Here is a 23348-nt window from a genome sequence, read left to right on the forward strand (position 1 = left end):
TTCTAATTTTCCCCGATACCTTGGCCCACAGTCCCGCCTTTCGCGGGCAGCTGTTCGACATCATCGAATCAGAACCCTGTGAGGTGCCACCATGGCCAAGGCTGTCAGCAAGAAGAAAGTCGTAGAACTCGAATCCTCCCTCTACTCCGATGCCAAGCACTACGCGCGGCAGATCTGGCTCGCGGGCCTGGGCACCTACGCCAAGGTGGGCCAGGAAGGCAGCGAGTACTTCAAGGAACTGGTCAAGTCGGGCGAGTCCGTGGAGAAGAAAGGCCGTGACCTGGTGAACACCCAGATCGACGCCGCCAACGACAGCGTCAAGGGTCGCCTGCACAGCGTCAAAGCCAAGCTCAACTTCGACAGGATCGAGGAAGCGTTCGATGCGCGTGTCGCCTCCGCCCTCAATCGAATCGGAATTCCCTCCAGGCGTGATGTGGAGGCGCTCTCTGCTAAGCTGGATGAGCTGAGCGCAGTGCTCGAGCGTGTCGCGAGAACCCAATAAGGAGAGCAGGATGGCTGGCAAAAAAACTACCGATAAAAAAGAGTCCAGTTGGATCGGCGAGATCGAGAAATACTCGCGGCAGATCTGGCTGGCTGGCTTGGGGGCCTACTCGAAGGTCAGCAAGGACGGCAGCAAGGTGTTCGAGACCCTGGTCAAGGACGGCGAGAAGGCTGAGAAACTGGCCAAGACCGAAGTCGAGGGTGCGGTGAAGACTTCCACCCGTTCCGCGAAGGCGCGCGTCGATGCCGTCAAGGGCGCCGCGATCGGCAAGTGGGGCGAGCTGGAAGAGGCCTTCGACAAGCGCCTGAACAGCGCGATTTCGCGCCTGGGCGTACCGAGCAGCCGTGAAGTGAAGGATCTGCACAGCAAGGTCGACAGCCTCACCAAGCAGATCGAGAAACTCACCGGCGTCAGCGTCAAGACCGCCAAACCGGCCGCCAAGGCCGCCGCCAAACCCGCAGCGAAAGCAGCCGCGAAACCCGCTGTGAAGACCGCAGCGTCCAAGCCGGCGGCCAAGACCGCTGCGAAGCCTGCTGCCAAACCGGCTGCCAAGCCCGCCGCGAAAACCGCTGCGAAGCCGGCTGCCAAGGCTGCTGCGAAACCTGCTGCCAAGCCTGCCGCGAAACCGGCTGCCAAGGCCGCGGCCAAGCCTGCTGCCAAACCGGCCGCCAAGCCCGCTGCTGCGAAAGCCGCTGCGAAGCCGGCAGCCAAGCCTGCGGCGAAACCGGCTGCTGCCGCCAAGCCTGCCGCTGCGAAACCTGCAGCCAAGCCGGCCGCGGCGAAGAAGCCCGCCGTGAAGAAACCCGCTGCACCCAAGGCCGCCGCCAAGCCGGCTGCTCCGAAGCCGGCAACCGCTCCGGCCGCCACCCCGGCACCGTCGGCCCCTGCCGCCGCGCCGGCCGTGACGCCGTCCGCTGCCGCTCCGGCAACGCCGTCGTCCCAGGCCTGACCGGTCTGTTGCAACACCCACGCCCGGCCTCGTGCCGGGCGTTTTCATTCTCCCAAGGGAAAAGCTTGCGGGGAAAAGTCAGGGGGCGAGGTAGCGCTTGGCGAGGCGCTCGGCGATCAGCTGCGAGTCGGGGCGCAGGTGCGGCGCCACCAGCATCATCACCTGGAACACCACGTGGCGGACGTCGCCCTCGTGGCCGAGGATGCGCTGGTAATCCAGCGAGAACAGCAGGGTCAGGGTGATCTGCTCGACCAGTTGGCCGAGGGCCTCGGTATCGCTGAGCAGTTCGTCCTGCGCCTTGAGTTGCGCCAGCAGGGTGGCCAGCGTGCGCTTGAGCTGGTTGAGCCAGGCGCGCATGCCGCGGGCCAGTTTGGGCAGCTTTCCGGAGAGGTTGGAGAGGTCCTGGAAGAGGAAGCGGTAGTGCGCCAGGCGCTCGACGATCAGGTGCAGGAACAGCCAGTAGTCTTCGGCGCCCAGCCGCACGTCCTCGGGCGGGTCGAGCAGTGGCGCGAGTTCGTCCTGGAAGCGCTCGAACAGCGCGAGCACCAGCGGCTCCTTGCCGTGGAAGTGGTAATAGAGATTGCCCGGGCTGATGCCCAGTTCGGTGGCGATCTCCAGGGTTGAAACGTTGGGCTCGCCCTGCTCGTTGAACAGCTGCAGGGCGCATTCGAGAATCCGGTCGCGCGTTTTCATCCGTGTTCTTGTTCCAGCCGCGGTGGAGCCGACGATAGCCGTGGGGAGGGTGGCTGCCAATGGCTGCGCGGCAAACTTCTGCACGGAGCGTTCTTTGCGCTGCGTCCCCCCATCCTGCAAGAGCCTTTACGGTGCCAGCTGTGGAGGTGGGGCGGGCAACCCGTATCGGGTTGCCGCGCTCAGCGCACGTGCACGTACGTTCCCGGCGCGGCCTCTTTCGGTGGATGCTCGGCGTTGCCCAGCTCGAAGCTCACCGGGCGGCGCTCGCCCGAGCGCTGCTGGATCCACTCCAGCCACAGCGGCCACCAGCTGCCTTCCTGGCGTTTGGTGTCGTAATACCAGGCGCGCGGGTCGGAGCTAATCTTGCCGTTCTCGAAATAGCAGGCCTTGGGGTTGCCCGGCGGGTTGAGGATGCTCTGGATATGCCCGCTGTTGGACAGCACGAAACGGCTGTCGCCACCCAGCAGTTGAGCCGAGCGATACACCGCGTCCCACGGGGTGATGTGGTCGGTGATGCCGGCGACGTGGAAGTTGTCCACGGCCACCTTCTTCAGGTCGATGGCGCTGCCGTTGACCTCCATGGCGCCGGGGCGGGCCAGCGGGTTGTGCTTGAAGAAGTCGAGGAAGTCGCCGTGCAGCGCGGCGGGCAGGCGGGTGTTGTCGTTGTTCCAGTAGAGGATGTCGAAGGCAGGCGGCTGCTTGCCCAGCAGGTAGTTGTTGACCCAGTAGTTCCAGATCAGGTCGTTGGGGCGCATCCAGGCGAACACCTTGGCCATGTCACGGCCGTCGAGAACGCCGTGCTGGTAGGAGCGGCGCTTGCTGCTCTCCAGGGTCTGCTCGTCGGCGAACAGCGCGGCGGGAGTTTCCACCTGGCTGTCCAGCAGGCTGACCAGGTAGGTCGCGCTGGCGATCTTGCGCAGCTGCCGGCGCGCCTGCAGGTGGCCCTGCAGGGCTGCGATGGTCAGCCCGCCGGAGCAGGCGCCCATCAGGTTGACGCTGCGGCTGCCGCTGATGGAGCGGCACGCCTCGATGGCTTCATCCAGCGCCGTGACGTAGGTCGACAGCCCCCATTCGCGATGACGCGCGTCGGGGTTGCGCCAGCTGACCATGAATACCTGCAGGTTATTCTTCAGGGCGTACTGGACGAAGCTCTTCTCCGGCGACAGGTCGAAGATGTAGAACTTGTTGATCTGCGGCGGGACGATCAGCAGCGGCTTGGCATGCAGGTGTTCGCCCATCGGCTTGTACTGGATCAGCTCCAGTACCTCGTTGCGGAACACCACGGCACCGTGCGTGGTGGCCAGGTTCTGGCCGATCTCGAAGGCGCTGCGGTTGACCTGGCTGGGCATGCCGCCGTTGTGCATCAGGTCGTCGAGCAGATGCTGCACGCCCTTGAGGACGCTCTGTCCGCCGGTATTGAACAGCTCTTTCACCGCCAGGGGGTTGAGCAGCGTGTTGGACGGCGAGGCGGCGTCGGAGAGGATCGACAGCAGGAACCGCGCGCGGGCGCGGTCGTCGGGCTTCAGATCGCTCTCGTCGACCCACGCCAGCAACTGCTTCTGCCAGGCCAGGTAGGCCTGCACGGTACGCCGGTACAGCGGGTTCAGCCGCCAGGACGGGTCCTGGAAGCGCGCGTCCTGCGGGTTGGGTTGCAGCGGCGAGTCGCCGATCAGCACCTTGCCCACCTGCTTGCCGAACGCCGCCAGGTGCTTCGCCGAATGCATCGGCTGGCGCACGCCCTGCAGCGCCAGCATGCGCAGGGTGGACAGCATGTCCTTGCCGCGCAGGCCGACTATCGCACTCTGCGCATTCATGTATTGGGTGGGAACGGGGACGCTACCAGGCTCAGCTTTCTCTCGCATGAACAGCACTCCGTAAAGGGTCCGACCTGCCAAAGGCGAAGCAAGGGCTGTACCGGACTCGCGAGGAGCCCGTTCCAGACGCTTGTCGCCGGTTCGAGGGATGTGCACGGGTATCGACGCGAGAGGAAACTGCCCGAAAACAGGGCAGCGGATCAGCAGCCGGGTTGCCCTGCGGACACCGGTGAGGGTGGCCGCAGCGCTGTCCCGATTCAGGCGCTACGTGTCGATACCCGTGAACACGCCTGTTTGTTGTTCGGCTCTTTAAAAAAAGTGCCTGCGCAGCGATCGGTCAAGGCAGGATGACCTCGAACTGTGACGAAGCCGTGATCCGTCAGCTGGCCTTGGGAGTGAATGGCCGGGGGTGGATGACAGCGCGCTGCCGTTCCTCCTGGAGGAACTTCATGATGATCGGCGCCACGGTTTCGGCACGGGTCACCAGGAACAGGTGGCCGTCGTCGATCACGTGGAGCTCGGCGTTGGGGATGCGCCAGGCCAGCATGCGCATGTTGATCAACGGGATGATCGGGTCGTCGTCGCCGGCGAGGATCAGCGTCGGCTGACGGATCTTGTGCAGCCAGTGGATGCTGGTCCAGCCGAGGCCGGCGAACAGCTGCCAGTAGTAGCCCATCTTGCCGGACGAGCGGACCTTGCTGGCGAATGCCATGGCCAGCTTGGGATCGCGGCGGAAGGCGCCGCCGTAGATGTCCGGCGCGATGTGCACACCGTAGGACGGCTGGATGTAGCGCCGCGGGCTGGCCATGCGCCAGAGCACCTTGGGCTTGCCCGGCACCATCACCGCGCCAGCGGCAGTGGCGGCGAGGATCAGCTTCTTGCAGCGCTCGGGATAGTCATGGGCGAACTGCTGCGCCAGGGCACCGCCCCAGGACACGCCGATGGCGGTCACCTGGCCGTAGTCCAGGTAATCGAGCATCCGCGCGGCCAGCTTGGCCAGGCCGGGGAAGCGGTACGGCGTGCTGGGTGTGGACGAGCCGCCGACGCCGGGAACGTCGAAGGCGATCACCTCCAGGTCCGGGTCGAGCGCGGCGACGAAGGGGAACACCAGTTCGAGGTTGGCGCCGATGCCGTTGAAGATCAGCAGCGGCGTCATGTGCTTCTTGCCCGGGCGCACGGCGGTGCGGATGGTCTGCCCGTCGAGTTCGATGGTGCGGAACTCGAAGGGTTGCGCCGCCGGCGCCTTGCTCGGCAGGATCTCCTCGCCGCTGCGTTTGCTGCGTGCGCGCCGGCTCGTCGGCGCGGCCACTTCCACGGCCGTCGACGATTCTGGGGAGTTGGCGTCGTCCACGGCGCCGGCTTGCGGGAGGAGTTCTGTTTTCATCGTTCGTGTACGTAGGTTCCGGGGGAGGCTTCGCCAGCCGGGTGGGCCTTGTTGCCCAGGACGGTCGGTGCCTTTTTCAGCTTGCCTGCGCGCTCGGCCAGCCATTGTTGCCAGTGCAGCCACCAGGAGTCGGCGTGCTTGCTGGAGTTTTCCTGCCAGGTCTTGGAGTCGACGGAGAGGTCGGGGCCGGTCATGAAGCGTGCCTTGGGGTTGCCCGGCGGGTTGAGGATGCTCTGGATGTGCCCGCTGTTGGACAGGATGAATTCGCACTTGCCGCCCAGCAGGCGGGCGGAGCGGTAGCAGGCTTCCCACGGCGTGATGTGGTCGGACAGGCCGGCCACGCAGTAGAAATCGCAGGTGACCTGCTTGAGGTCGATCGGCGTGCCGGAGACTTCCAGCGCGCCGGGGCGGGTCAGCGGGTTGGTCTTGAACATCTCCACCAGCTCGCCGTGCAGCGCGGCCGGCAGGCGCGTGGTGTCGTTGTTCCAGAACAGGATGTCGAAGGCCGGCGGCTCGTTGCCCAGCAGGTAGTTGTTGACCCAGTAGTTCCAGATCAGGTCGTTGGGACGCATCCAGGCGAACACCTTGGCCATGTCCTTGCCTTCCAGCACGCCGGACTGGTACGAGCGGCGCTTGGCGGCTTCCAGGGTCTTCTCGTCGGCGAACAGGGCGACCTGGGTGTCCAGTTCGAAGTCGAGCACGCTGACCATCTGGGTAAAGGCGTGCACCTTGTTCTCGCCCAGCGCCGCGTAGTGGCCCAGCAGGGTGACGGTGGTGATGCCGCCGGAGCAGGCCCCGAGCATGTTCAGGTCCTTGCTGCCGGTGATCTTCAGGACCACGTCGATGGCTTCCTTGAGCGCCTCGATGTAGGTGGTCAGGCCCCACTCGCGCTGCGCCTTGGTCGGGTTGCGCCAGCTGACGATGAAGGTCTGGATCTGGTTGCGCAGGCTGAAGCGCGCCAGGCTCTTCTCCGGCGACAGGTCGAAGACGTAGAACTTGTTGATCTGCGGCGGCACTACCAGCAGGGGGCGCTCGTGCACGCTCTCGGTGATCGGCTTGTACTGGATCAGCTCCAGCACGTCGTTGCGGAACACCACGGCGCCTTCGGTCACGGCCAGGTTCTTGCCGACCTCGAAGGCGTCCATGTTCACCTGGCTGGGCATGCCGCCATTGTTCACCAGGTCCTTGGCCAGGTGGGTGAGACCGTCGAGCAGGCTCTTGCCGCCAGTCTCGAAGAAGCGCTTGACCGCTGCCGGGTTGGACAGCGTGTTGGTCGGTGCCATGGCCTCGGTCATCAGATTGATGACGAACTGGCCGCGGCTGATGTCCTGGGGCGACAGGTCGCTCTCGCCCATCCAGGTGTGCAGCTCCTTGCGCCAGGCCAGGTAGGTCTGCAGGTAGCGGCGATAGAGCGGGTTCTGGCTCCAGGCCGGGTCGTTGAAACGGCGGTCGTCGTCCGACGGCTTCAGTTCGGACTTGCCGAGCAGCACGTTCTTCAGCTCGAGGCCGAAGTGGGTCACATGCTTGGCGCTGTGGAAGGGCTGCTTGATCGCTTGCAGCAGCACCATGCGGGCAGAGGTGAGCAGATCCTTGCCGCGAATCCCGATCACCGGGTTCAGGGCAAGTGTGTTTTCCGCGGCTTGCTGGGGTAGATCGCTGTTGTTCTTCTGGGTCATCGGCGACGCTCCATTGTCCTGAGACGCATACTGGCGGGGCTCACCTTCGTGACATGAGGCCAAGTACTGCTCGGGGTTGCGGAACGTGGAGACAGCTCCACGCGATTCATCTACTTGGCGGCATCACTGGAAGTTCAGGAGACCACGCTCTGTGCACTGTAACTCCGTACATTGCACTGCCTTGGTTACCCGAGTTTCCTTCGCCGCGCAAGCTGGTGCAGCGTGGGCCTTCTCCTCGGAGTATGTCGGGAAAAGTTAGAAAACGCGCCCTAGAGCGGGGGCATCTCGCCAACTCCCTGACGGCGGCCACGCGAACAGCAGTCTGCCGGAGGAATGTTGCAAATGGCGTGCCCTGGGCGATTGCCCGACGAAGGTTGGTGCGAAGAATGGAGTGGGAGCGGGGCGAACGACCTATCGGAGCGAGCTTGCTCGCGAACCGATTCAGCAGCGGGGCTATTCGCGAACGAGGACTGGGCGTTCCCCTTCCTGCAGAAGAGCAGTGGCGCGGGGAGGCTCAGAGCATCAGCTTGACCACGGACTCCGACGGGTCTCGCGACTTGCCGGCTTTCTCCAGCTGCGCGAGGTAGTCGGCCCACATCTCGTCGTGGCGCACGCACAGCTCATAGAGGTAGTCCCAGGTGAACAGTCCGCTGTCGTGGCCGTCGTCGAAAGTCAGCTTGAGCGCGTACTGACCGGCCGGCTCCAGGTTGCTCAGGCCGACATTCAGCTTGCCCACCTGCAGCACCGGGTTGCCGTGGCCCTGGACTTCCGCCGATGGCGAATGCACGCGCAGGAACTCGGCGGGCAGATCGTAGGACTGGTCGCCATAGGTCAGCGAAAGCTTCTTCGAGGCCTTGTGCAGCTTGATGGCGGAAGGAATGCGCATGGACGGCTCCTGAACGGCGATCCCGGCATTGTAGCGCCGGCTGAAAATAAACGGGGCGCCCTGAGGCGCCCCGTCGCTGTGGCGTCGATCCGCTTACAGGATGTAGCGCGACAGGTCCTCGTCCTGGGCCAGTTCGCCCAGGTGGCCGTTGACGTAGGCCGCGTCGATCACGATGGCCTTGCCGCTGTGCTCGCTGGCCAGGTCCGCGGCGTCGAACGACACCTCTTCGAGCAGGCGCTCGAGCAGGGTGTGCAGGCGCCGGGCACCGATATTCTCGGTCTTCTCGTTGACCTGGAAGGCGATCTCCGCGAGGCGTTTGATGCCGTCGGCGGCGAACTCGATGTCCAGCCCTTCGGTCTTCAGCAGCGCGGTGTACTGCTCGGTCAGCGACGCATGCGGCTCGCTGAGGATACGCTCGAAGTCGCTCGGGCTCAGGGCTTTGAGCTCGACGCGGATCGGCAGGCGGCCCTGCAGTTCCGGCACCAGGTCGCTAGGCTTGGACAGGTGGAAGGCGCCCGAGGCGATGAACAGGATGTGGTCGGTCTTCACCATGCCCAGCTTGGTGTTCACGGTGCAACCCTCGATCAGCGGCAGCAGGTCACGCTGCACGCCCTCGCGGGACACGTCGGCGCCGCCGACATTGCCGCGCTTGGCGATCTTGTCGATCTCGTCGATGAAGACGATGCCGTTCTGCTCCACCGCTTCCAGGGCGCGGGCCTTGAGGTCTTCTTCATTGACCAGGCGCTGCGCTTCCTCGTCGCGGATCAGCTTCATGGCCTCGGCGACCTTCAGCTTGCGGCTCTTGCGCTTGCCCTTGCCCATGTTGGAGAACAGGCTCTGCAGCTGGTTGGTCATCTCCTCCATGCCGGGCGGGGCCATGATTTCCACGCCCGAAGGAATGTCGGCGACCTCGATGTCGATTTCCTTGTCGTCCAGCTGGCCTTCGCGCAGGCGCTTGCGGAACAGCTGGCGGGTGTTGGAGTCCTCGCGGGCCGGCTCGTCACCGAAACCGGCGGTACGCGCCGGCGGCAGCAGGGCGTCGAGGATGCGCTCTTCGGCGGCGTCTTCGGCGCGGTACTTGACCTTCTGCACTTCCTGCTCGCGGAGCATCTTGATCGCGGCATCGGCGAGGTCGCGGATGATCGACTCGACGTCACGGCCGACGTAGCCGACCTCGGTGAACTTGGTCGCTTCCACCTTGATGAACGGCGCGTTGGCCAGCTTGGCCAGGCGACGGGCGATCTCGGTCTTGCCGACGCCGGTCGGGCCGATCATCAGGATGTTCTTCGGCGTCACCTCGGCGCGCAGTTCGGTCGGCAGCTGCATGCGCCGCCAGCGGTTGCGCAGGGCGATGGCGACGGCGCGCTTGGCGTCGTCCTGGCCGATGATGTGGCGGTTGAGTTCGTGGACGATCTCGCGGGGAGTCATGGACATTTGACGGGTTACTCCGGAGCGACAACGCCTCAGAGGGCGCTGTCGAGCTCCTCGATGGTCAGGTTCTGGTTGGTGAACACGCAGATCGAGCCGGCGATGCTCAGCGCGGTCTCGGCGATTTCGCGGGCGCTCATCTCGTCGTTGGCTTTCTGCAGCAGCGCCATGGCGGCCGCCTGGGCGAAGCCACCGCCCGAACCCATGGCGATCAGGCCGTGCTCGGGTTCGACCACGTCGCCGTTGCCGGTGATGATCAGCGAGGCATCCTTGTTGGCCACCGCCAGCATGGCCTCCAGGCGGCTCAGGGAACGGTCGGTACGCCAGTCCTTGGCCAGCTCGACGGCAGCGCGCACCAGGTGGCCCTGGTGTTTTTCCAGCTGTTGCTCGAAGCGTTCGAAGAGGGTGAAGGCATCGGCGGTGGCGCCGGCGAAGCCGGCCAGTACTTCACCGTGGTACAGGCGGCGGACTTTCTTCGCGTTGCCTTTCATCACGGTGTTGCCCAGGGAAACCTGGCCGTCGCCGCCCATGACGACTTTGCCATTGCGGCGGACAGATACGATGGTGGTCAAGGGTCTTACTCCACACTAGCGGGGCGATGTGCCCGAATGCAGAGTCAGATGGGGACTCGGTCGGCGGGGTTCAAGTCCTGCACCGGACGAGCAGTGCGCATTTCACGCGCCACTCGTCGGTGCGGGCCTTGGAATCAGCGGGTCTGGCGCTGCTGTAACAGCAGGTTGCTGAAGCCGTTGCCGGCCAGTTGCTTCTGCGCGGCGGAGGCCTTGGCGCGGTCGCCGTAGGGGCCGACCATGACGCGGTACCAGGTTTCGTCGCGCACCGTGCCGGACTCCACGCGGGCGTTCTGGCCCATCATGATGATCTGCGCGCGCAGGTGGTCGGCGTCGGTCTGCTTACGGAACGAGCCGGCCTGCAGGTAGTACTGCGTGGCCGCTACGGCCGGCGGCGGTGTCGGCTTGGCTGGCGTGGTATCGCTGGCCGGAGCCTGCGGCAGCGCCTGCTTCTGCGCGGTCGCGACCTGGGTCGCTGGCGGCGTGGTGGGCGTTGCCGGCTTGACCACTGCGGGCGGTGGCGGAGTCTGGCCGCTCAGGGCGGTCAGGGCGCGCTGGGTGTCGATCTTCTCGGCTTCTTCCTTGGTGGCGACCACGGTCGGCGGCGTCTGCGGTTTTGCAGGCTGGGTGGGCGGCGGTACGGCCTCCGGCGGCACGGCGACTTCCGAGCCCGGCAGCAGGGTGTAGAAGTCGTACTTGGGCTTCACCCCGGTGGGCGCGGCCGGCTGTTGCGGCTGCACGGTGCCGGAGGGCTTGTTGGAGCCGACTACGGCCTTGGGCGCCTCCGCCTTCTCGCGTTTGACGTCGTTGCGACCCGGCTCCAGCTTCATCAGGAACATGATGAAGCCGCCGATGGCCAGGCCAGCCACCAGCCAAACCCAGCCGGGGACCGAACTCTTCTTGGCCGGGGCCTGGTAGCGGCTGGCGCCGCGCTTGGGAGCGGGTTTCTTCTTCGCCATGGGTGCTTACATGCGCTCCAGGGTTTCCAGGCCCAGCAACTCCAGGCCCTGCTTGAGGGTACGGCCGGTCAGCGCGGCAAGGCGCAGGCGGCTTTCCTGTTGCGCCGGGTCTTCGGCGGTGAGGATCGGGCAGTGCTCGTAGAAGCTGGAGAACAGGCCGGCCAGCTCGTACAGGTAGGCGCAGAGGATGTGCGGCACACCCTTGATCGCCACGTTGTTGAGCAGGTCGGTGAATTGCGCCAGCTGAGCGGCCAGGGCGATTTCCTGCGGTTGTTGCAGGACGATCTTGCCGCCGACTTCGTCATAACCCTTGCCCAGCTTGCGGAAGATGCTCGCCACGCGGGTGTACGCATACAGCAGGTACGGCGCGGTGTTGCCTTCGAAGCTCAGCATCAGGTCGAAGTTGAAGCTGTAGTCGCTGGTGCGGTGCTTGGACAGGTCGGCGTATTTCACCGCGCCGATGCCAACGGCGTGGGCGATCTGGCGCAGGTCCTGCTCGCTGAAGTCGGGGTTCTTGGCCTTAACCAGGGTGTAGGCGCGCTCCTCGGCTTCGATCAGCAGGTCGATCAGCTTCACGGTGCCGCCGTCGCGGGTCTTGAACGGCTTGCCGTCGGCGCCGTTCATGGTACCGAAACCCATGTGCTCCAGGTCCATGCTGGCCGGGACGAAGCCGGCGCGGCGGGCGACTTCGAACACCTGCTGGAAGTGCAGGGCCTGGCGCTGGTCGACGAAGTACAGCACGCGGTCGGCGTGCAGCACCTTGTGGCGGTAGCGCATGGCGGCGAGGTCGGTGGTGGCATAGAGGTAGCCGCCGCCGGCCTTCTGCACGATCACCGGCAGCGGCTCGCCTTCGGCGTTCTTGAACTCGTCGAGGAACACGCACAGGGCGCCGTCGCTCTCGACCAGCAGGCCCTTGGCGGTCAGGTCGGCGACCACTTGCGCGAGGTCGTCGTTGTAGGCGCTTTCGCCCTTCACGTCGGCCATGGTCAGCTTCACGCCCAGCAGGTCGTAGACCTTCTGGCAGTGCGACAGGGAAATGTCGTTGAAGCGGGTCCACAGGGCCATGCATTTGGGATCGTTGGCCTGCAGTTTCACCACCAGCTCGCGGGCGCGGTTGGCGAACTCGGGGGACTCGTCGAAGCGTTGCTTGGCCGCGCGGTAGAACACCTCCAGGTCGTGCAGTTCGGCCTGGGCGTCCACCGGTTGTTCTTCCAGGTAGGCCAGCAGCATGCCGAACTGGGTGCCCCAGTCGCCCACGTGGTTCTGGCGGATCACGGTGTCGCCAAGGAACTCCAGCACGCGGCTGACGCCGTCGCCGATGATGGTCGAGCGCAGGTGGCCGACGTGCATTTCCTTCGCCAGGTTCGGCGAGGACAGGTCCACCACCACGCGCTGCGCGGGGCCGGCCTTGCGCACACCGATGCGTTCGTCGGCCAGGGCCTTGTCGAGGCTGGCGGCGAGCCAGGCCTGGTCCTGGAAGAAGTTCAGGAAGCCGGGGCCGGCGATCTCGACCTTGGCCACTTCCGGGCTCTGCGGCAGCGCCTCGACCAGCTTGGTGGCCAGGTCGCGCGGCTTCATGCCGGCGGGCTTGGCCAGCATCATGGCGATGTTGCTGGCGAAGTCACCGTGGGTTCGGTCCTTGGTGTTCTCCACCTGGATGTCGGGCGTCAGGCCGGCCGGCAGGGTGCCGTCTTCGGTGAGGCTGACAAGGGCTTGCTGGATCAGGTGGCGAATCGTGTCTTTCATGGTTTTCTCCGTGCTCGCGTGCATCCGGCGCGCGCGACCGGTTATCGGGCTCAGAACCGCGCATTATCCGTGGCTGGGCATGGCTTGCCAACCGCGGAGCGCTCCGAGTTCAGTCTCGCCGCTGTGCCATCCGTCGCGGCTGATGGAAGTCAATGTAGGACGGTTCCGGCACGGCGGACGGGTTCTTGGGAATAAAAGAGGGCCGTCAGAACAGATCGATCGGGTCGACATCCAGCGACCAGCGTACCTGGCGCCCGCTGGGCATGCCCTCTAGCGTCTGCAGCCAGGGGGTGAGAAGACGGTGCAGCGGTGCTCGGGCCGTGCTCATCAGCAGCAACTGCGCGCGATAGCGGCCGGCGCGACGCTCCATGGGCGCCGGCACCGGGCCGAGGAGTTCCACGTCGTGGCCCAGGGTGGCCTGCAGACGCTCGGCCTCGGCGCAGGCCTCGTCGAGGAAACCTTCGGCCTGCCCTGGCTTGTGCGCCTCGGCGCGTAGCAGCGCCAGGTGCGAGAAGGGCGGCAGGCCGGCGGAGCGGCGCTCGGTGAGGGCCTGCTCGGCGAAGGCGAAGTAACCCTGCTCGGTGAGTTGTACCAGCAGCGGGTGGTCGGCCAGATGGGTCTGGATCAGCACGCGGCCCGGCTCCTCGGCGCGCCCGGCGCGGCCGGCGACCTGGACGATCTGCTGGGCCATGCGCTCGCTGGCGCGGAAGTCGGCGGAGAACAGCCCGCCATCGGCATCGAGGATCGCCACCAGGGTGACCCGCGGGAAGTGGTGCCCCTTGGCGAGCATCTGCGTGCCGACCAGGATGCACGGCTCGCCCTTGTTGATGGTGGCGAACAGGTCGCGCATGGCGTGCTTGCGCGAGGTGCTGTCGCGGTCGATGCGCAGCACCGGGTAGTCCGGGAAGAGAATGCGCAGGCGCTCTTCGGCGCGCTCGGTGCCGGCGCCGACCGGGCGCAGGTCCACGGTGCCGCATTTCGGGCAGTTGCGCGGCGGCCGCTCGCGGTGGTCGCAGTGGTGGCAGCGCAGTTCGCCACTGCCCTGGTGCACGGTCATCCGCGCATCGCAGCGCGGGCACTGGCTGATCCAGCCGCAGTCGTGGCACAGCAGGGTTGGGGCGAAGCCGCGGCGGTTCAGGTAGACCAGCACCTGCTGGCCGGCGGCCAGGGTTTCCTTGATCGAGCGCTGCAACGGCATGGAGATGCCGGAATCCAGCGGCAGGCTCTTCACGTCCAGGCGGTGGAACTTCGGCTGGTGCGCGCCGCCGGCCCGCTGGGTCAGGCGTAGCAGGCCGTAGCGGCCGCTCTGGGCGTTGTGCAGGCTTTCCAGCGCCGGCGTGGCGGAGCCCAGCAGTATCGGCACGTTCTCCAGACGCGCGCGCACCACGGCGAGGTCGCGGGCGTGGTAGCGCAGGCCTTCCTGCTGTTTATAGGAAGCGTCGTGTTCCTCGTCGATGATGATCAGCCCCGGATTCTTCAGCGGGGTGAACAGTGCCGAGCGGGTGCCGATGATGATGTCCGCCTCGCCGTCGCGAGCCGCCAGCCAGGCGTCCAGCCGCTCCCGGTCGGTCAGCGCCGAATGCAGCAGGGCGATTCGCGCGTTGAAGCGGCGCTCGAAGCGGCTCAGGGTCTGCGGGCCGAGGTTGATCTCGGGGATCAGCACCAGTGCCTGTTTGCCGGCCTCCAGGGTTTCGCGGATCAGTTGCAGGTAGACCTCGGTCTTGCCGCTGCCGGTGACGCCTGCCAGGAGGAAGCTGTGGAAGCTGCCGAAGCCGGCGCGCACGGCTTCGAAGGCGGCACGTTGCTCGGCGTTGAGTGGCAGTTCCGCCTGCGCCAGCCACGGGCCATGGTGCGGTGGCACGCTGTGCTCGCGCACTTCCAGGGTGACCAGGCCTTTTTCCTGCAGCAGGTCGAGGCTGTCCTTGTTGATCTGCAACTGGCTGAGCAGGTCGTGGGCGACACCATGGGGGTGCTGCTTGAGGATCTTCAGCGTCTCGCGCTGGCGCGGCGCGCGGGCCAGGCGCGGGTCTTCCTCGCGGGCACCGGGTTCGGCGTGCCAGAAGCGCTGCTGGCGCGCCTCGGCCGGGTCGCCCTGGCGCAGCAGGTTGGGCAGCGCCCAGGAGAAGGTGTCGCCCAGGCTGTGCTGGTAGTACTGCGCCGTCCAGCGGCACAACTCCAGCAGGTGCGCCGGCATCGGCGGCTCGCGGTCGAGCACCGCCAGGGCCGGGCGCAGCTTGTCCGCCGGCACGTCGGAGGTTTCCACCTGCTCCACCAGCACACCGACCATCTCCCGCCGGCCGAACGGCACGCGCAGGCGCACGCCCGGCTGCAGGCGCGTCACGTCGACCCCGCGCGGAGGCAGGTAGTCGAACAGGCGGCGCAGCGGCGAGGGCAGGGCGAGACGCAGGATGGCGGGTGTGGGCACGCGACGGATTCCGGGGCGGCTGGGAGCGCTGGATGGTAGCATGGGCAATGCGACGGTCGGTCATGCCTGATCTTGCGTTGAAAGCGTTCTCTGGTATGATCCACGCCCTTAATTTCCGTGCGGTGCCCGGTAAAAGATCCCGCCCGCGGTCCTTGATGACCGTGGCTCGGCTTCTGCCAGAGACTGGGTGGCGGCACACCACTGAGAGGAAGAGACCATGAAACCGGAAATCCATCCCGCGTACGAAGACATCGAAGCCACCTGCAGCTGCGGCAACGTGATCAAAACTCGTTCGACCCTGTGCAAAGGCATCCACCTGGACGTCTGCTCCGAATGCCACCCGTTCTACACTGGCAAGCAGAAAGTCCTGGACACCGGCGGCCGTATCGATCGCTTCAACCAGCGCTTCGCCATGTTCGGCGGCAAGAAGTAAGATCGATTTCCGGAAAGAACCTTCATGGTTTTTTACGGCATCTCGAAAAAGGCGTCCCTCGTGGGCGCCTTTTTTATGGCTGTCCTTTTTTCCCTGGACGCCAGCGCCGCCGCCTGCCCGAAGCCTTCGTCAGCGGAAACGGTACGCGTGGCACGGGTGGTGGACGGTGACACGCTGAAGCTGGCCGACGGCCGCAGCGTCCGCCTGATCGGTGTGAACGCCCCGGAACTGGCCCATCACGGCCGCTCCGAAGAACCCTTTGCCGTTGCCGCCCAGCGTCGCCTGCAGGAGCTGGTGGCGGCCAATGATGGCGAGGTCGGCCTGGTTACCGGCCAGCAGGGCAAGGACAAGTATGGCCGCACGCTGGCCCACGCCTATGACGCCCGCGGCAACAACCTCGAATCCCGCCTGCTCGCCGAAGGCCTGGGCTACCTTGTAGCTATCGCCCCCAATACGGATCTCACCGCCTGCCAGCGCGCCGCCGAGCGCGAGGCGCGCAGCGCCCAGCGGGGGTTGTGGAGAAAATCTCCGGTGCAGGTGGCGGAACAGCTTCACGAAAGCGGCTTTGCGGTGGTGCGTGGACGGGTGGAACAGGTACAACGCAATCGCGGTGGTCTGTGGATCGATCTCGACGGCCCGTTGGTGCTACGCATTGAGCCCCGACTCCTGAGGCAGTTCGACGATGCAACCCTGCGTGAGCTGAAGGGTCGACAAATAGAAGCGCGCGGCTGGGTCATCGACCGTGCCGAGCGCGGTGGAGTGAAAACCGGACAGGCGCGCTGGATGCTGCCTGTAACCGACCCGGCGATGATGGAGGTATTGCCATGAGCGTGCGCTCGTTCGGAATCCTGGTGTTGCTGGCGCTGCTGAGCGTCCTCGGCGGTTGCGCCACCAACCCGGCCACCGGCAAGTCTGACTTCGTGATGATGAGCGAGCAGAGCGAGCTGGAGATGGGCCAGAAGTACAGCCAGGAAATCGCCAAGCAGTACCCGCGCTATGAGGATGCCAAGCTGCAGGCCTACGTCCAGCAGGTTGGCGAGCGGGTCGCCCGCGCCGGCGACCGGCCGCAGCTGCAGTATCACTTCACGGTCATCGACACCCCCGACATCAACGCCTTCGCCCTGCCCGGCGGCTACATCTATATCCACCGCGGGCTGATGGCATATCTGGGCTCGGAGGCGGAGCTGGCCGCCGTGCTCGGCCACGAGGTCGGCCACGTGACCGCGCGGCATAGCGTCAAGCAGCAGAGCCAGTCGAGCGCCTGGAGCATCCTCGGCCAGGCCGTGGCCCTTGGCACCGGTGTCGGCGCTGCCGCCGACCTCACCAACGTGCTCGGCACCGCCTTCGTGCGCGGCTATGGCCGCGACATGGAGCTGGAGGCCGACGGCCTGGGCGCCAAGTACCTGGCCCGCGCCGGCTACGACCCGACCGCCATGATCCAGGTGGTGCGGGTGCTGAAGAACCAGGAAGACTTCGCCCGCGATGAGGCGGCGCGCAAGGGCCAGGCGGCCCAGCCGGTCGGCTACCACGGGCTGTTCGACACCCACCCGGACAACGATGAGCGCCTCAAGCAGGTCCTCGGCCCGGCCCAGGCCCTGGCCGGCAGTGGCCAGCGCGAAGTCGCTGCCGAGCGCTACCTGAAAGCCATCGACGGCATGCCCTTCGGCGATTCCGCCGCCAGCGGCGTGCGCCGCGGGCAGAGCTTCTACCACTCGGAACTGGACTTCACCCTGACCTACCCGGCCGGCTGGGGCATCCTCAACCAGCCGACCGCGCTGGTGGGCTACACCGCCGACCAGCAGGCCTACATCGGCATGAAGCTGGTACCGCGCGATGGCCAGCTGACTCCGGCGGAATACCTGCGCAAGGGGGCTGGCGGGCGGTTATCGAACGAAGAAAGCTTCCAGCAGAACGGCCTCGACGTTGCCACTGGCGTGGTTCCCGGCAATCCGGCCCGTCGCGCGGCCGTGGTCTACCAGAAGGACCACGCCTACCTGTTCATCGGTGTGGTCAAAGGTCGCGCCTCGCTGGAGAGCGAGGACGATCACTTCATGCAGGTCATCCGCAGCTTCCGACCCATGCGTGCCGACGAGCAGAAACTCGCGCAACCGCGCCGGATCGCCGTCGTTCAGGTCAAATCCGGGCAGACTGTCGAGCAGTTCGCGAAGGCAGAATCCGGTCCGGAATCTGACTCGATAAATCGTATACGTTTATTGAATGACTTGTATCCAACTGGTCAGCCAAAACCGGGCGACTGGCTGAAAGTCGTACGCTAGAGGTCTTGACAGCTGGGGCCTGGGCTACCTTGGCAGGTGCGGCCTTTCTGCGTATGCTCGGTCCCCCGTCTGTCCAACAAGCAACAAAAGCGGAAGTGCCCAAATGTCTGATCTCAAGACCGCTGCCCTCGAATATCACGCCCAACCCCGCCCCGGAAAACTGAGCGTCGAGCTGACCAAGCCGACCGTGACCGCCCGCGACCTGTCGCTGGCGTACAGCCCGGGTGTCGCCGAGCCGGTCCGCGAAATCGCGCGTGACCCCGAGCTTGCCTTCAAGTACACCGGCAAGGGCAACCTGGTCGCGGTCATTTCCGACGGCACCGCCATCCTCGGCCTGGGCAACCTCGGCCCGCTGGCCTCCAAGCCGGTCATGGAAGGCAAGGGCGTCCTGTTCAAGCGCTTCGCCGGTGTCGACGTATTCGACATCGAAGTCGACGCCGAGAGCCCGCAGGCCTTCATCGATACCGTCAAGCGCATCTCCATCACCTTCGGCGGCATCAACCTGGAAGACATCAAGGCACCCGAGTGCTTCGAGATCGAGCGCGCCCTGATCGAACAGTGCGACATCCCGGTGTTCCACGATGACCAGCACGGCACCGCCATCGTGACCGCCGCCGGCATGCTCAACGCCCTGGAAATCGCCGGCAAGAAGCTGGAAACCGCGAAGATCGTCTGCCTCGGTGCCGGCGCTGCCGCCATCTCCTGCATGAAGCTGCTGGTGAGCATGGGCGCCAAGGTCGAGAACATCTACATGATCGACCGCCAGGGCGTGATCCACGCCGGCCGTAACGACCTGAACCAGTACAAGGCGGTGTTCGCCACCGAGACCGACAAACGCACCCTGTCCGACGCCCTGGAAGGCGCCGACGTGTTCGTTGGCCTGTCCGGCGCCAACCTGCTCAGCGCCGAAGACCTCCAGCGCATGGCGCCGAACCCGATCGTCTTCGCCTGCTCGAACCCGGACCCGGAGATCAAACCGGAACTGGCCCACGCCACCCGCAACGACGTGATCATGGCCACCGGCCGTTCGGACTATCCGAACCAGGTCAACAATGTGCTCGGCTTCCCCTTCATCTTCCGCGGTGCCCTGGACGTGCGCGCCACTCGCATCAACGAAGAAATGAAGATCGCTGCTGCCCTGGCCCTGCGTGACCTGGCCAAGCTGCCGGTACCCAAGGACGTGTGCGACGCCTACGGCGTGACCGCCCTGGAATTCGGCCGCGAGTACATCATTCCGAAGCCGATGGACAAGCGCCTGATCACCATCGTTTCCGATGCCGTGGCCAAGGCCGCCATCGAGACCGGCGTGGCGACCCTGCCGTATCCGAAGCACTACCCGCTGCAGTCGGTGGAAGACGTCTTCAAAGGCTGATTCCGTCTGACCTGGAGAACCCCGCCTCGGCGGGGTTTTTCTTTTTCCGATGAGTGAAACGAAGAGTTACCCATTAATGACTGAAGGCAGGGGCCTTCAGGATCATCCCGACTATCCTTCCCTGCTCATGCATTGACGCGTCCGCTGCCCTGGAGCGGGCCGGGCGCATGGGGGAACATCATGAATCGGACTTTGCTGGCAGTCGCCACCCTGGCGGCCAGCGCCGCGCTCATCGGTTGCGCAGGGGCACCGCAGATGAGCTGGGACCGGGTGGGGGATTCGGCGCAGCGTGCAGTCACCAGCGCCGACGTCTGGGCGCCGGTGGCTGGCGCGGCGGTGATCGCCGCAGGCAATTGGGACCACAAGTGGCAGAAATCGGCGAGCAACCACGACTGGTTCTTCGGCGGCGACGCCAACCAGGCCGCCGACCGCATGCTCAACCTCGCCACCGGCCTGAGCGTCGTCACTGCTTTGGTGGCGTCGCCCAAGGACGTGAGTACCGAGGAGAAATGGAGCTGGCGCGGGCGCAACCTGACCTTGCTGGCGGCGGACCGCTACGCGGTGACCGGTTTCGTCGAGGAGGCCAAGGAATGGTCCGGGCGCGAGCGGCCGGACGGAATCCCCGACGACTCCTTCCCGTCCAAGCACACCGCCGTGACGGCCGTGCACAACAGCTTCACCCGCCGCAACCTGGACTACATCGACATGAATCCGACCTGGCGCTACACCGCCAAGGCCGGGCTCTACACCCTCGACGGGCTGACCGCGCTGTCGCGTGTGGAGGGAGACAAGCATTACCCCACCGACGTTCTGGTCGGGATGGCGGTGGGCAACTTCTTCGCCAACTTCACCTACAACCTGTTCCTCGAAGGGCCGGAAAGTCAGCGCTACAACGTGGCGGTGGTGCCGGAAACCGGCGGTGGCATGAGCCTGCGCGCGGCGATGCTGTTCTGAGGTTGGCGCGCCGCGCTGGGCAGCGTCTAGTCTTGCCGGAGCTTCTCCCTGGACGACGTCCCCGATGCCGCTGCGCCTGTTGCTGACCCTGCTGTTCCTGTGCGTTTCCTGCGCGGCGCAAGCCGACGAAGTGCTGCGCATCGCAGCGGATCGCTGGCCGCCCTATGCGGACCGCCAGTTGCCCGGCAATGGCGTGGCGGTGCATCTGGTACAGGCGGCGCTCAAGCGCGCCGGCTATGCCAGTGAATACATCGAAGTGCCCTGGCCGCGCGTGCTGCACGGTGTGGCGAACGGCGAGTACGACCTGGTGGCGGACGCCTGGTATACGCCGGAGCGGGAGTCCTTCGGCGTGTATTCCGAGCCCTACCTGGTCAACCGCGTGCGCCTGATCAAGCGCCAGGGTTCGCCGATTGCCTATGGCAAGCTGGCCGACCTGTATCCGTACCGCATCGCCATGGTGCGTGGCTACGCGTACTCCGAGGCCTTCGACAACGACCCGAAACTGCAGCGGGTGCCGGTGTTCAGCTTCGTCAACGCGGCGCTGATGCTGCAGGCCGGGCGGGTGGACCTGACGCTGGAAGACGAGATCACCGCGCGCGTGCATTTCAACGGCGACCTCGCCGAACTCAAGGGGCAGCTGGAGTTCCTCCCGGTGCCGCTGGCCGAGAACGGCCTGCACATTCTTGTCGGCCGGCATAACCCGCACCATGCCGAGATAATCGAGGCCTTCAACAAGGCGATCCGCGAGATGCGTGCGGATGGCAGCTACGACCAACTGATGCGCGAGTACGGTCTCTGACAGGGCTTGGGGCTCTCTATAGGAGCGAGCTTGCTCACGAGCCCCGTTTCACGCCTGACCATCCGGTGCAATGCGTTCGCGAGCAAGAACTGGGCGTCCCCCTCGCTCCTACAAAAGCGTCAGGCGGCTTCGGTCTGCTCCGCGCCGATGTCTTTCTTCAGCAGGTGCGCCGCCAGAGTGCGCAATGGCGTGAGCTGTCGGCAGATGAGCGCCAGTTGGGTCTGCACCAGGCGGTGGGCGTCATCCTGTTCATCGGGCAGCTCTTCCAGGCGCTTGGCCAGCGTGTCTTCCTCGTCGCTGTAGATGGCCACCGGGCGCCGCTCGTTGAGGCGCGCGGCGATGTCGTCGAGGCTGGCGGTGAGGCGCTCGGCGGCCTCGGCGATGAGGTCGTCGTTGACGTCCGGCGGCAGCTGGTTGCGGTGCGCGCCGAGGGCGGAAAGGTAGCTGAGCAGGGTGTGGGACAGCACCAGGAAGCGGAAGCCGATTTCCGCGTCCTTCCGGAAGTGGCCGGGCTCGAGCAGCATGTTCGACAGTGTGGTGGAGAGCGTCGCGTCGGCGTTGTGCGCGTTGCGCCGGGCAGTACGGTAGGCGAGGTCGTCGCGCTTGCCGTTGGCGTACTGCTGCATGATTTCCCGCAGGTAGCGGCTGTTGCACGCCAGGGTGCCGCCGACCAGCCGGTGCAGGCTGCGCCCGTGCCAGTCGGGCAGCACCAGGAACACCGCGATGCCGGCGATCAGCGCGCCGAGCAGGGTATCGAACAGGCGCGGCAGGATCAGCCCGTAGCCGTCACCCACCTGGTTGAAGCAGAACAGCACCAGCAGGGTGATCGCCGCCGTCGCCAGGGTGTAGCGGGTACTCCGCGTGGCGAAGAAGGCGACCCCGGCCACTACCGCCAGCAGCGACTGGATCAGTGGGTTGGGGAACAGGTCGATCAGCGCCCAGCCGGCGACCAGGCCGACCAGCGTGCCGAGTATCCGCTGCACCAGGCGGATGCGCGTGGCGCCGTAGTTCGGCTGGCAGACGAACACCGTGGTGAGCATGATCCAGTAACCCTGGGTCGGGTGGATCAGGTGCAGCACGCCGTAGCCGGCAGCCAGCGCCAGTGACAGGCGCAGGGCGTGGCGGAACAGCAGCGAGGTCGGCGAAATCTGCAGGCGGATGCGCTCCAGGGCATCCTTGAACGAGCGCGGCGAGCGGTCCAGCAGGGTGCTGTCCTGTTCGTCGTCCAGCGCATCGGGATTGCTCGCGCCGCTGAGCTTGCGGTCCAGCGTGGTGAGGTTGGCCGCCAGGGCGCCGAGGGAGCGCAGCAGGCCGCGCCAGGCCGGGTTACCCTGCTGGCGCAGGTGTTCCAGCGAGGCGTTGAGGTCGGCCAGGGCCAGTTCGCTGTCGTTGTAGTCGAACGGCTGGCGCAGCTGGATCGCCTTCGCCAGTGCCTTGCACGCCTTGCCCTGCTGGTTGAGCAGACGCTGGCAACGGAACAGCACATCGCTATGGAAGAACGCCTCGGCCAACTGGTTGTACGGATAGTGCGAGGAACTGGCGCGCTCGTGGACGTCCTGGGCGATGAAGTAGAGCTTCAGGTAGCGGCTGATCTTCGGGCTCGGCCTGCCGTGGGAGAGGCGCGCCAGGATGGTTTCCTTGGCCTGGTTCAGCGCCACCACCACGCGGCCGTTCTGCCGCGCCAGGGCCAGGCGCTGGGCCTCGACATCCAGGTGGCGCAGCGGCTCCAGCAGGGTCGACTTTATCTTCAGGTACTCGCCCAGTTCGAGGAACAGCTTCGCCAGGCTCTGTTGCACCGGTTGATTGGCGAACAGCGCGTTCCACAGTACCGAGAGCAGCCCGTACCAGCCGGCGCCGGCCACCAGCAGCAGGGGCTCGCGCCAGAAGTCGGCGGGCGTGCCGCCGCGCTGGTCGACGCCGATCATGGTGTAGATCGACAGGATCAGGGTCGCCGAGGCGATGGCCGCGTAGCGCTCGCCCAGGGCTCCGAGCAGCGTCATCGCGAAGGTCGAGAGCGCCAGCCCGGCGACAAAAAGGGGCGGGTAGGGGAACAGCAGTTCCACCGCCAGCGAGGCGATGCTGAAACAGGCCAGCGTCACCAGCAGCGCCTGCAGGCGGCCGAGCCAGTGATCGTCGGTTTCCGCCAGGGCGCTGGCGATGACCCCGAGGAACAGCGGGATCACCAGCTCCGGTCGGCCCTGCAGCCAGCACGTGAGCATGACTCCGCTGAGGGCAACGAATACCCGCAGGCTGTAGGCGAACTTGTCCAGCGCCCAGAGGCGCTGCAGAGACTGGAGCAGTGGAGAGGAGAGCATGCGCGTGCGGACTTCCGAATGTCTGCTGCTCAGACTAGCGGAACGTCTGCCGCGCTGCTATCGCGAGCGCGACACGCTGCTGCGCCTGCTTACCAACCGTGGCGCGATGCTCTTTGCAGGAGCGAGCTTGCTCGCGAACAATGGTTTGCCGGCGATACCGTACGGTTC

Annotated in this window: 19 protein-coding genes; 8 read left to right on the forward strand and 11 right to left on the reverse strand. The window is 65.8% G+C overall.

Going from position 1 to position 23348, the window contains the following annotated elements; genetic code table 11:
- The first annotated feature begins 91 nt into the window (after positions 1-91).
- Positions 92-502, forward strand: a complete 411-nt coding sequence (locus LDJ84_RS02385) for a phasin family protein (RefSeq protein ID WP_024767450.1) — start codon at positions 92-94, stop codon at positions 500-502.
- Positions 503-512: 10 nt separating this feature from the next.
- Positions 513-1451 (forward strand): phasin family protein, encoded by a 939-nt coding sequence (locus LDJ84_RS02390; protein WP_038803501.1) that lies wholly within the window; start codon positions 513-515, stop codon positions 1449-1451.
- Positions 1452-1529: 78 nt separating this feature from the next.
- Here LDJ84_RS02390 and LDJ84_RS02395 read toward each other — a convergent pair whose 3' ends face one another.
- From LDJ84_RS02395 to LDJ84_RS02440, 10 genes are all read right to left on the reverse strand, one after another.
- Positions 1530-2144, reverse strand: a complete 615-nt coding sequence (locus tag LDJ84_RS02395) for a TetR/AcrR family transcriptional regulator (RefSeq protein ID WP_024766499.1) — start codon at positions 2142-2144, stop codon at positions 1530-1532.
- Positions 2145-2323: 179 nt separating this feature from the next.
- Positions 2324-4006 (reverse strand): class II poly(R)-hydroxyalkanoic acid synthase, encoded by a 1683-nt coding sequence (gene phaC / locus LDJ84_RS02400; protein ID WP_084358349.1) that lies wholly within the window; start codon positions 4004-4006, stop codon positions 2324-2326.
- Between the two features lie 331 nt (positions 4007-4337).
- The gene (gene phaZ, locus LDJ84_RS02405) at positions 4338-5342 is read right to left on the reverse strand and encodes a poly(3-hydroxyalkanoate) depolymerase (RefSeq protein ID WP_226045854.1); all 1005 of its coding nucleotides are present in this window, start codon (positions 5340-5342) and stop codon (positions 4338-4340) included.
- The gene (phaC, locus tag LDJ84_RS02410) at positions 5339-7018 is read right to left on the reverse strand and encodes a class II poly(R)-hydroxyalkanoic acid synthase (protein ID WP_065086261.1); all 1680 of its coding nucleotides are present in this window, start codon (positions 7016-7018) and stop codon (positions 5339-5341) included. The genes phaZ and phaC (LDJ84_RS02410) overlap by 4 nt, the downstream gene beginning before the upstream one ends.
- A gap of 514 nt (positions 7019-7532) precedes the next feature.
- Positions 7533-7904 (reverse strand): gamma-butyrobetaine hydroxylase-like domain-containing protein, encoded by a 372-nt coding sequence (locus LDJ84_RS02415; RefSeq protein ID WP_024766503.1) that lies wholly within the window; start codon positions 7902-7904, stop codon positions 7533-7535.
- A gap of 93 nt (positions 7905-7997) precedes the next feature.
- On the reverse strand, positions 7998-9338 hold the full coding sequence (gene hslU / locus LDJ84_RS02420) for an ATP-dependent protease ATPase subunit HslU (protein ID WP_024766504.1): 1341 nt from the start codon (positions 9336-9338) through the stop codon (positions 7998-8000).
- Positions 9339-9367: 29 nt separating this feature from the next.
- The gene (gene hslV / locus LDJ84_RS02425; protein WP_226045855.1) at positions 9368-9904 is read right to left on the reverse strand and encodes an ATP-dependent protease subunit HslV; all 537 of its coding nucleotides are present in this window, start codon (positions 9902-9904) and stop codon (positions 9368-9370) included.
- 134 nt (positions 9905-10038) lie between these two features.
- A complete protein-coding gene (locus LDJ84_RS02430; RefSeq protein ID WP_084359324.1) occupies positions 10039-10860 on the reverse strand; it encodes an SPOR domain-containing protein in 822 nt (273 codons plus the stop codon).
- Between the two features lie 6 nt (positions 10861-10866).
- Positions 10867-12606, reverse strand: coding sequence for an arginine--tRNA ligase (argS, locus tag LDJ84_RS02435; RefSeq protein WP_037013402.1), 1740 nt, complete (start codon positions 12604-12606; stop codon positions 10867-10869).
- 205 nt (positions 12607-12811) lie between these two features.
- Positions 12812-15073 (reverse strand): primosomal protein N', encoded by a 2262-nt coding sequence (locus LDJ84_RS02440; RefSeq protein ID WP_141678544.1) that lies wholly within the window; start codon positions 15071-15073, stop codon positions 12812-12814.
- Positions 15074-15248: 175 nt separating this feature from the next.
- On the opposite strand from LDJ84_RS02440, the gene rpmE reads away from it, so the two are divergent.
- The 6 genes from rpmE to LDJ84_RS02470 all read left to right on the forward strand — a co-directional run bounded on the left by rpmE (position 15249) and on the right by LDJ84_RS02470 (position 20865).
- Positions 15249-15464, forward strand: coding sequence for a 50S ribosomal protein L31 (rpmE, locus tag LDJ84_RS02445; RefSeq protein WP_024766509.1), 216 nt, complete (start codon positions 15249-15251; stop codon positions 15462-15464).
- A 75-nt stretch (positions 15465-15539) separates the two neighbouring features.
- Positions 15540-16292: a thermonuclease family protein gene (locus LDJ84_RS02450; protein WP_413247441.1), complete on the forward strand. Its 753-nt coding sequence runs from the start codon at positions 15540-15542 to the stop codon at positions 16290-16292.
- Positions 16289-17740, forward strand: coding sequence for a M48 family metalloprotease (locus LDJ84_RS02455; protein ID WP_065086265.1), 1452 nt, complete (start codon positions 16289-16291; stop codon positions 17738-17740). The genes LDJ84_RS02450 and LDJ84_RS02455 overlap by 4 nt, the downstream gene beginning before the upstream one ends.
- 103 nt (positions 17741-17843) lie before the next feature.
- On the forward strand, positions 17844-19112 hold the full coding sequence (locus LDJ84_RS02460; RefSeq protein WP_024766512.1) for a malic enzyme-like NAD(P)-binding protein: 1269 nt from the start codon (positions 17844-17846) through the stop codon (positions 19110-19112).
- 180 nt (positions 19113-19292) lie between these two features.
- Complete coding sequence (locus tag LDJ84_RS02465; RefSeq protein ID WP_037007577.1) at positions 19293-20066, forward strand: phosphatase PAP2 family protein; 774 nt, start codon at positions 19293-19295, stop codon at positions 20064-20066.
- 64 nt (positions 20067-20130) lie between these two features.
- Entirely contained in the window at positions 20131-20865 is a 735-nt protein-coding gene (locus tag LDJ84_RS02470; RefSeq protein WP_024766514.1) for a substrate-binding periplasmic protein, read from the forward strand.
- A gap of 119 nt (positions 20866-20984) precedes the next feature.
- On the opposite strand, the gene yccS is transcribed toward LDJ84_RS02470, so the two are convergent.
- On the reverse strand, positions 20985-23180 hold the full coding sequence (yccS, locus tag LDJ84_RS02475) for a YccS family putative transporter (protein WP_084359330.1): 2196 nt from the start codon (positions 23178-23180) through the stop codon (positions 20985-20987).
- Positions 23181-23348 lie beyond the last annotated feature (168 nt).

The organism is Pseudomonas sp. HS-18, from assembly GCF_020401845.1.
GTDB classification, from domain to species: domain Bacteria; phylum Pseudomonadota; class Gammaproteobacteria; order Pseudomonadales; family Pseudomonadaceae; genus Pseudomonas; species Pseudomonas nitroreducens.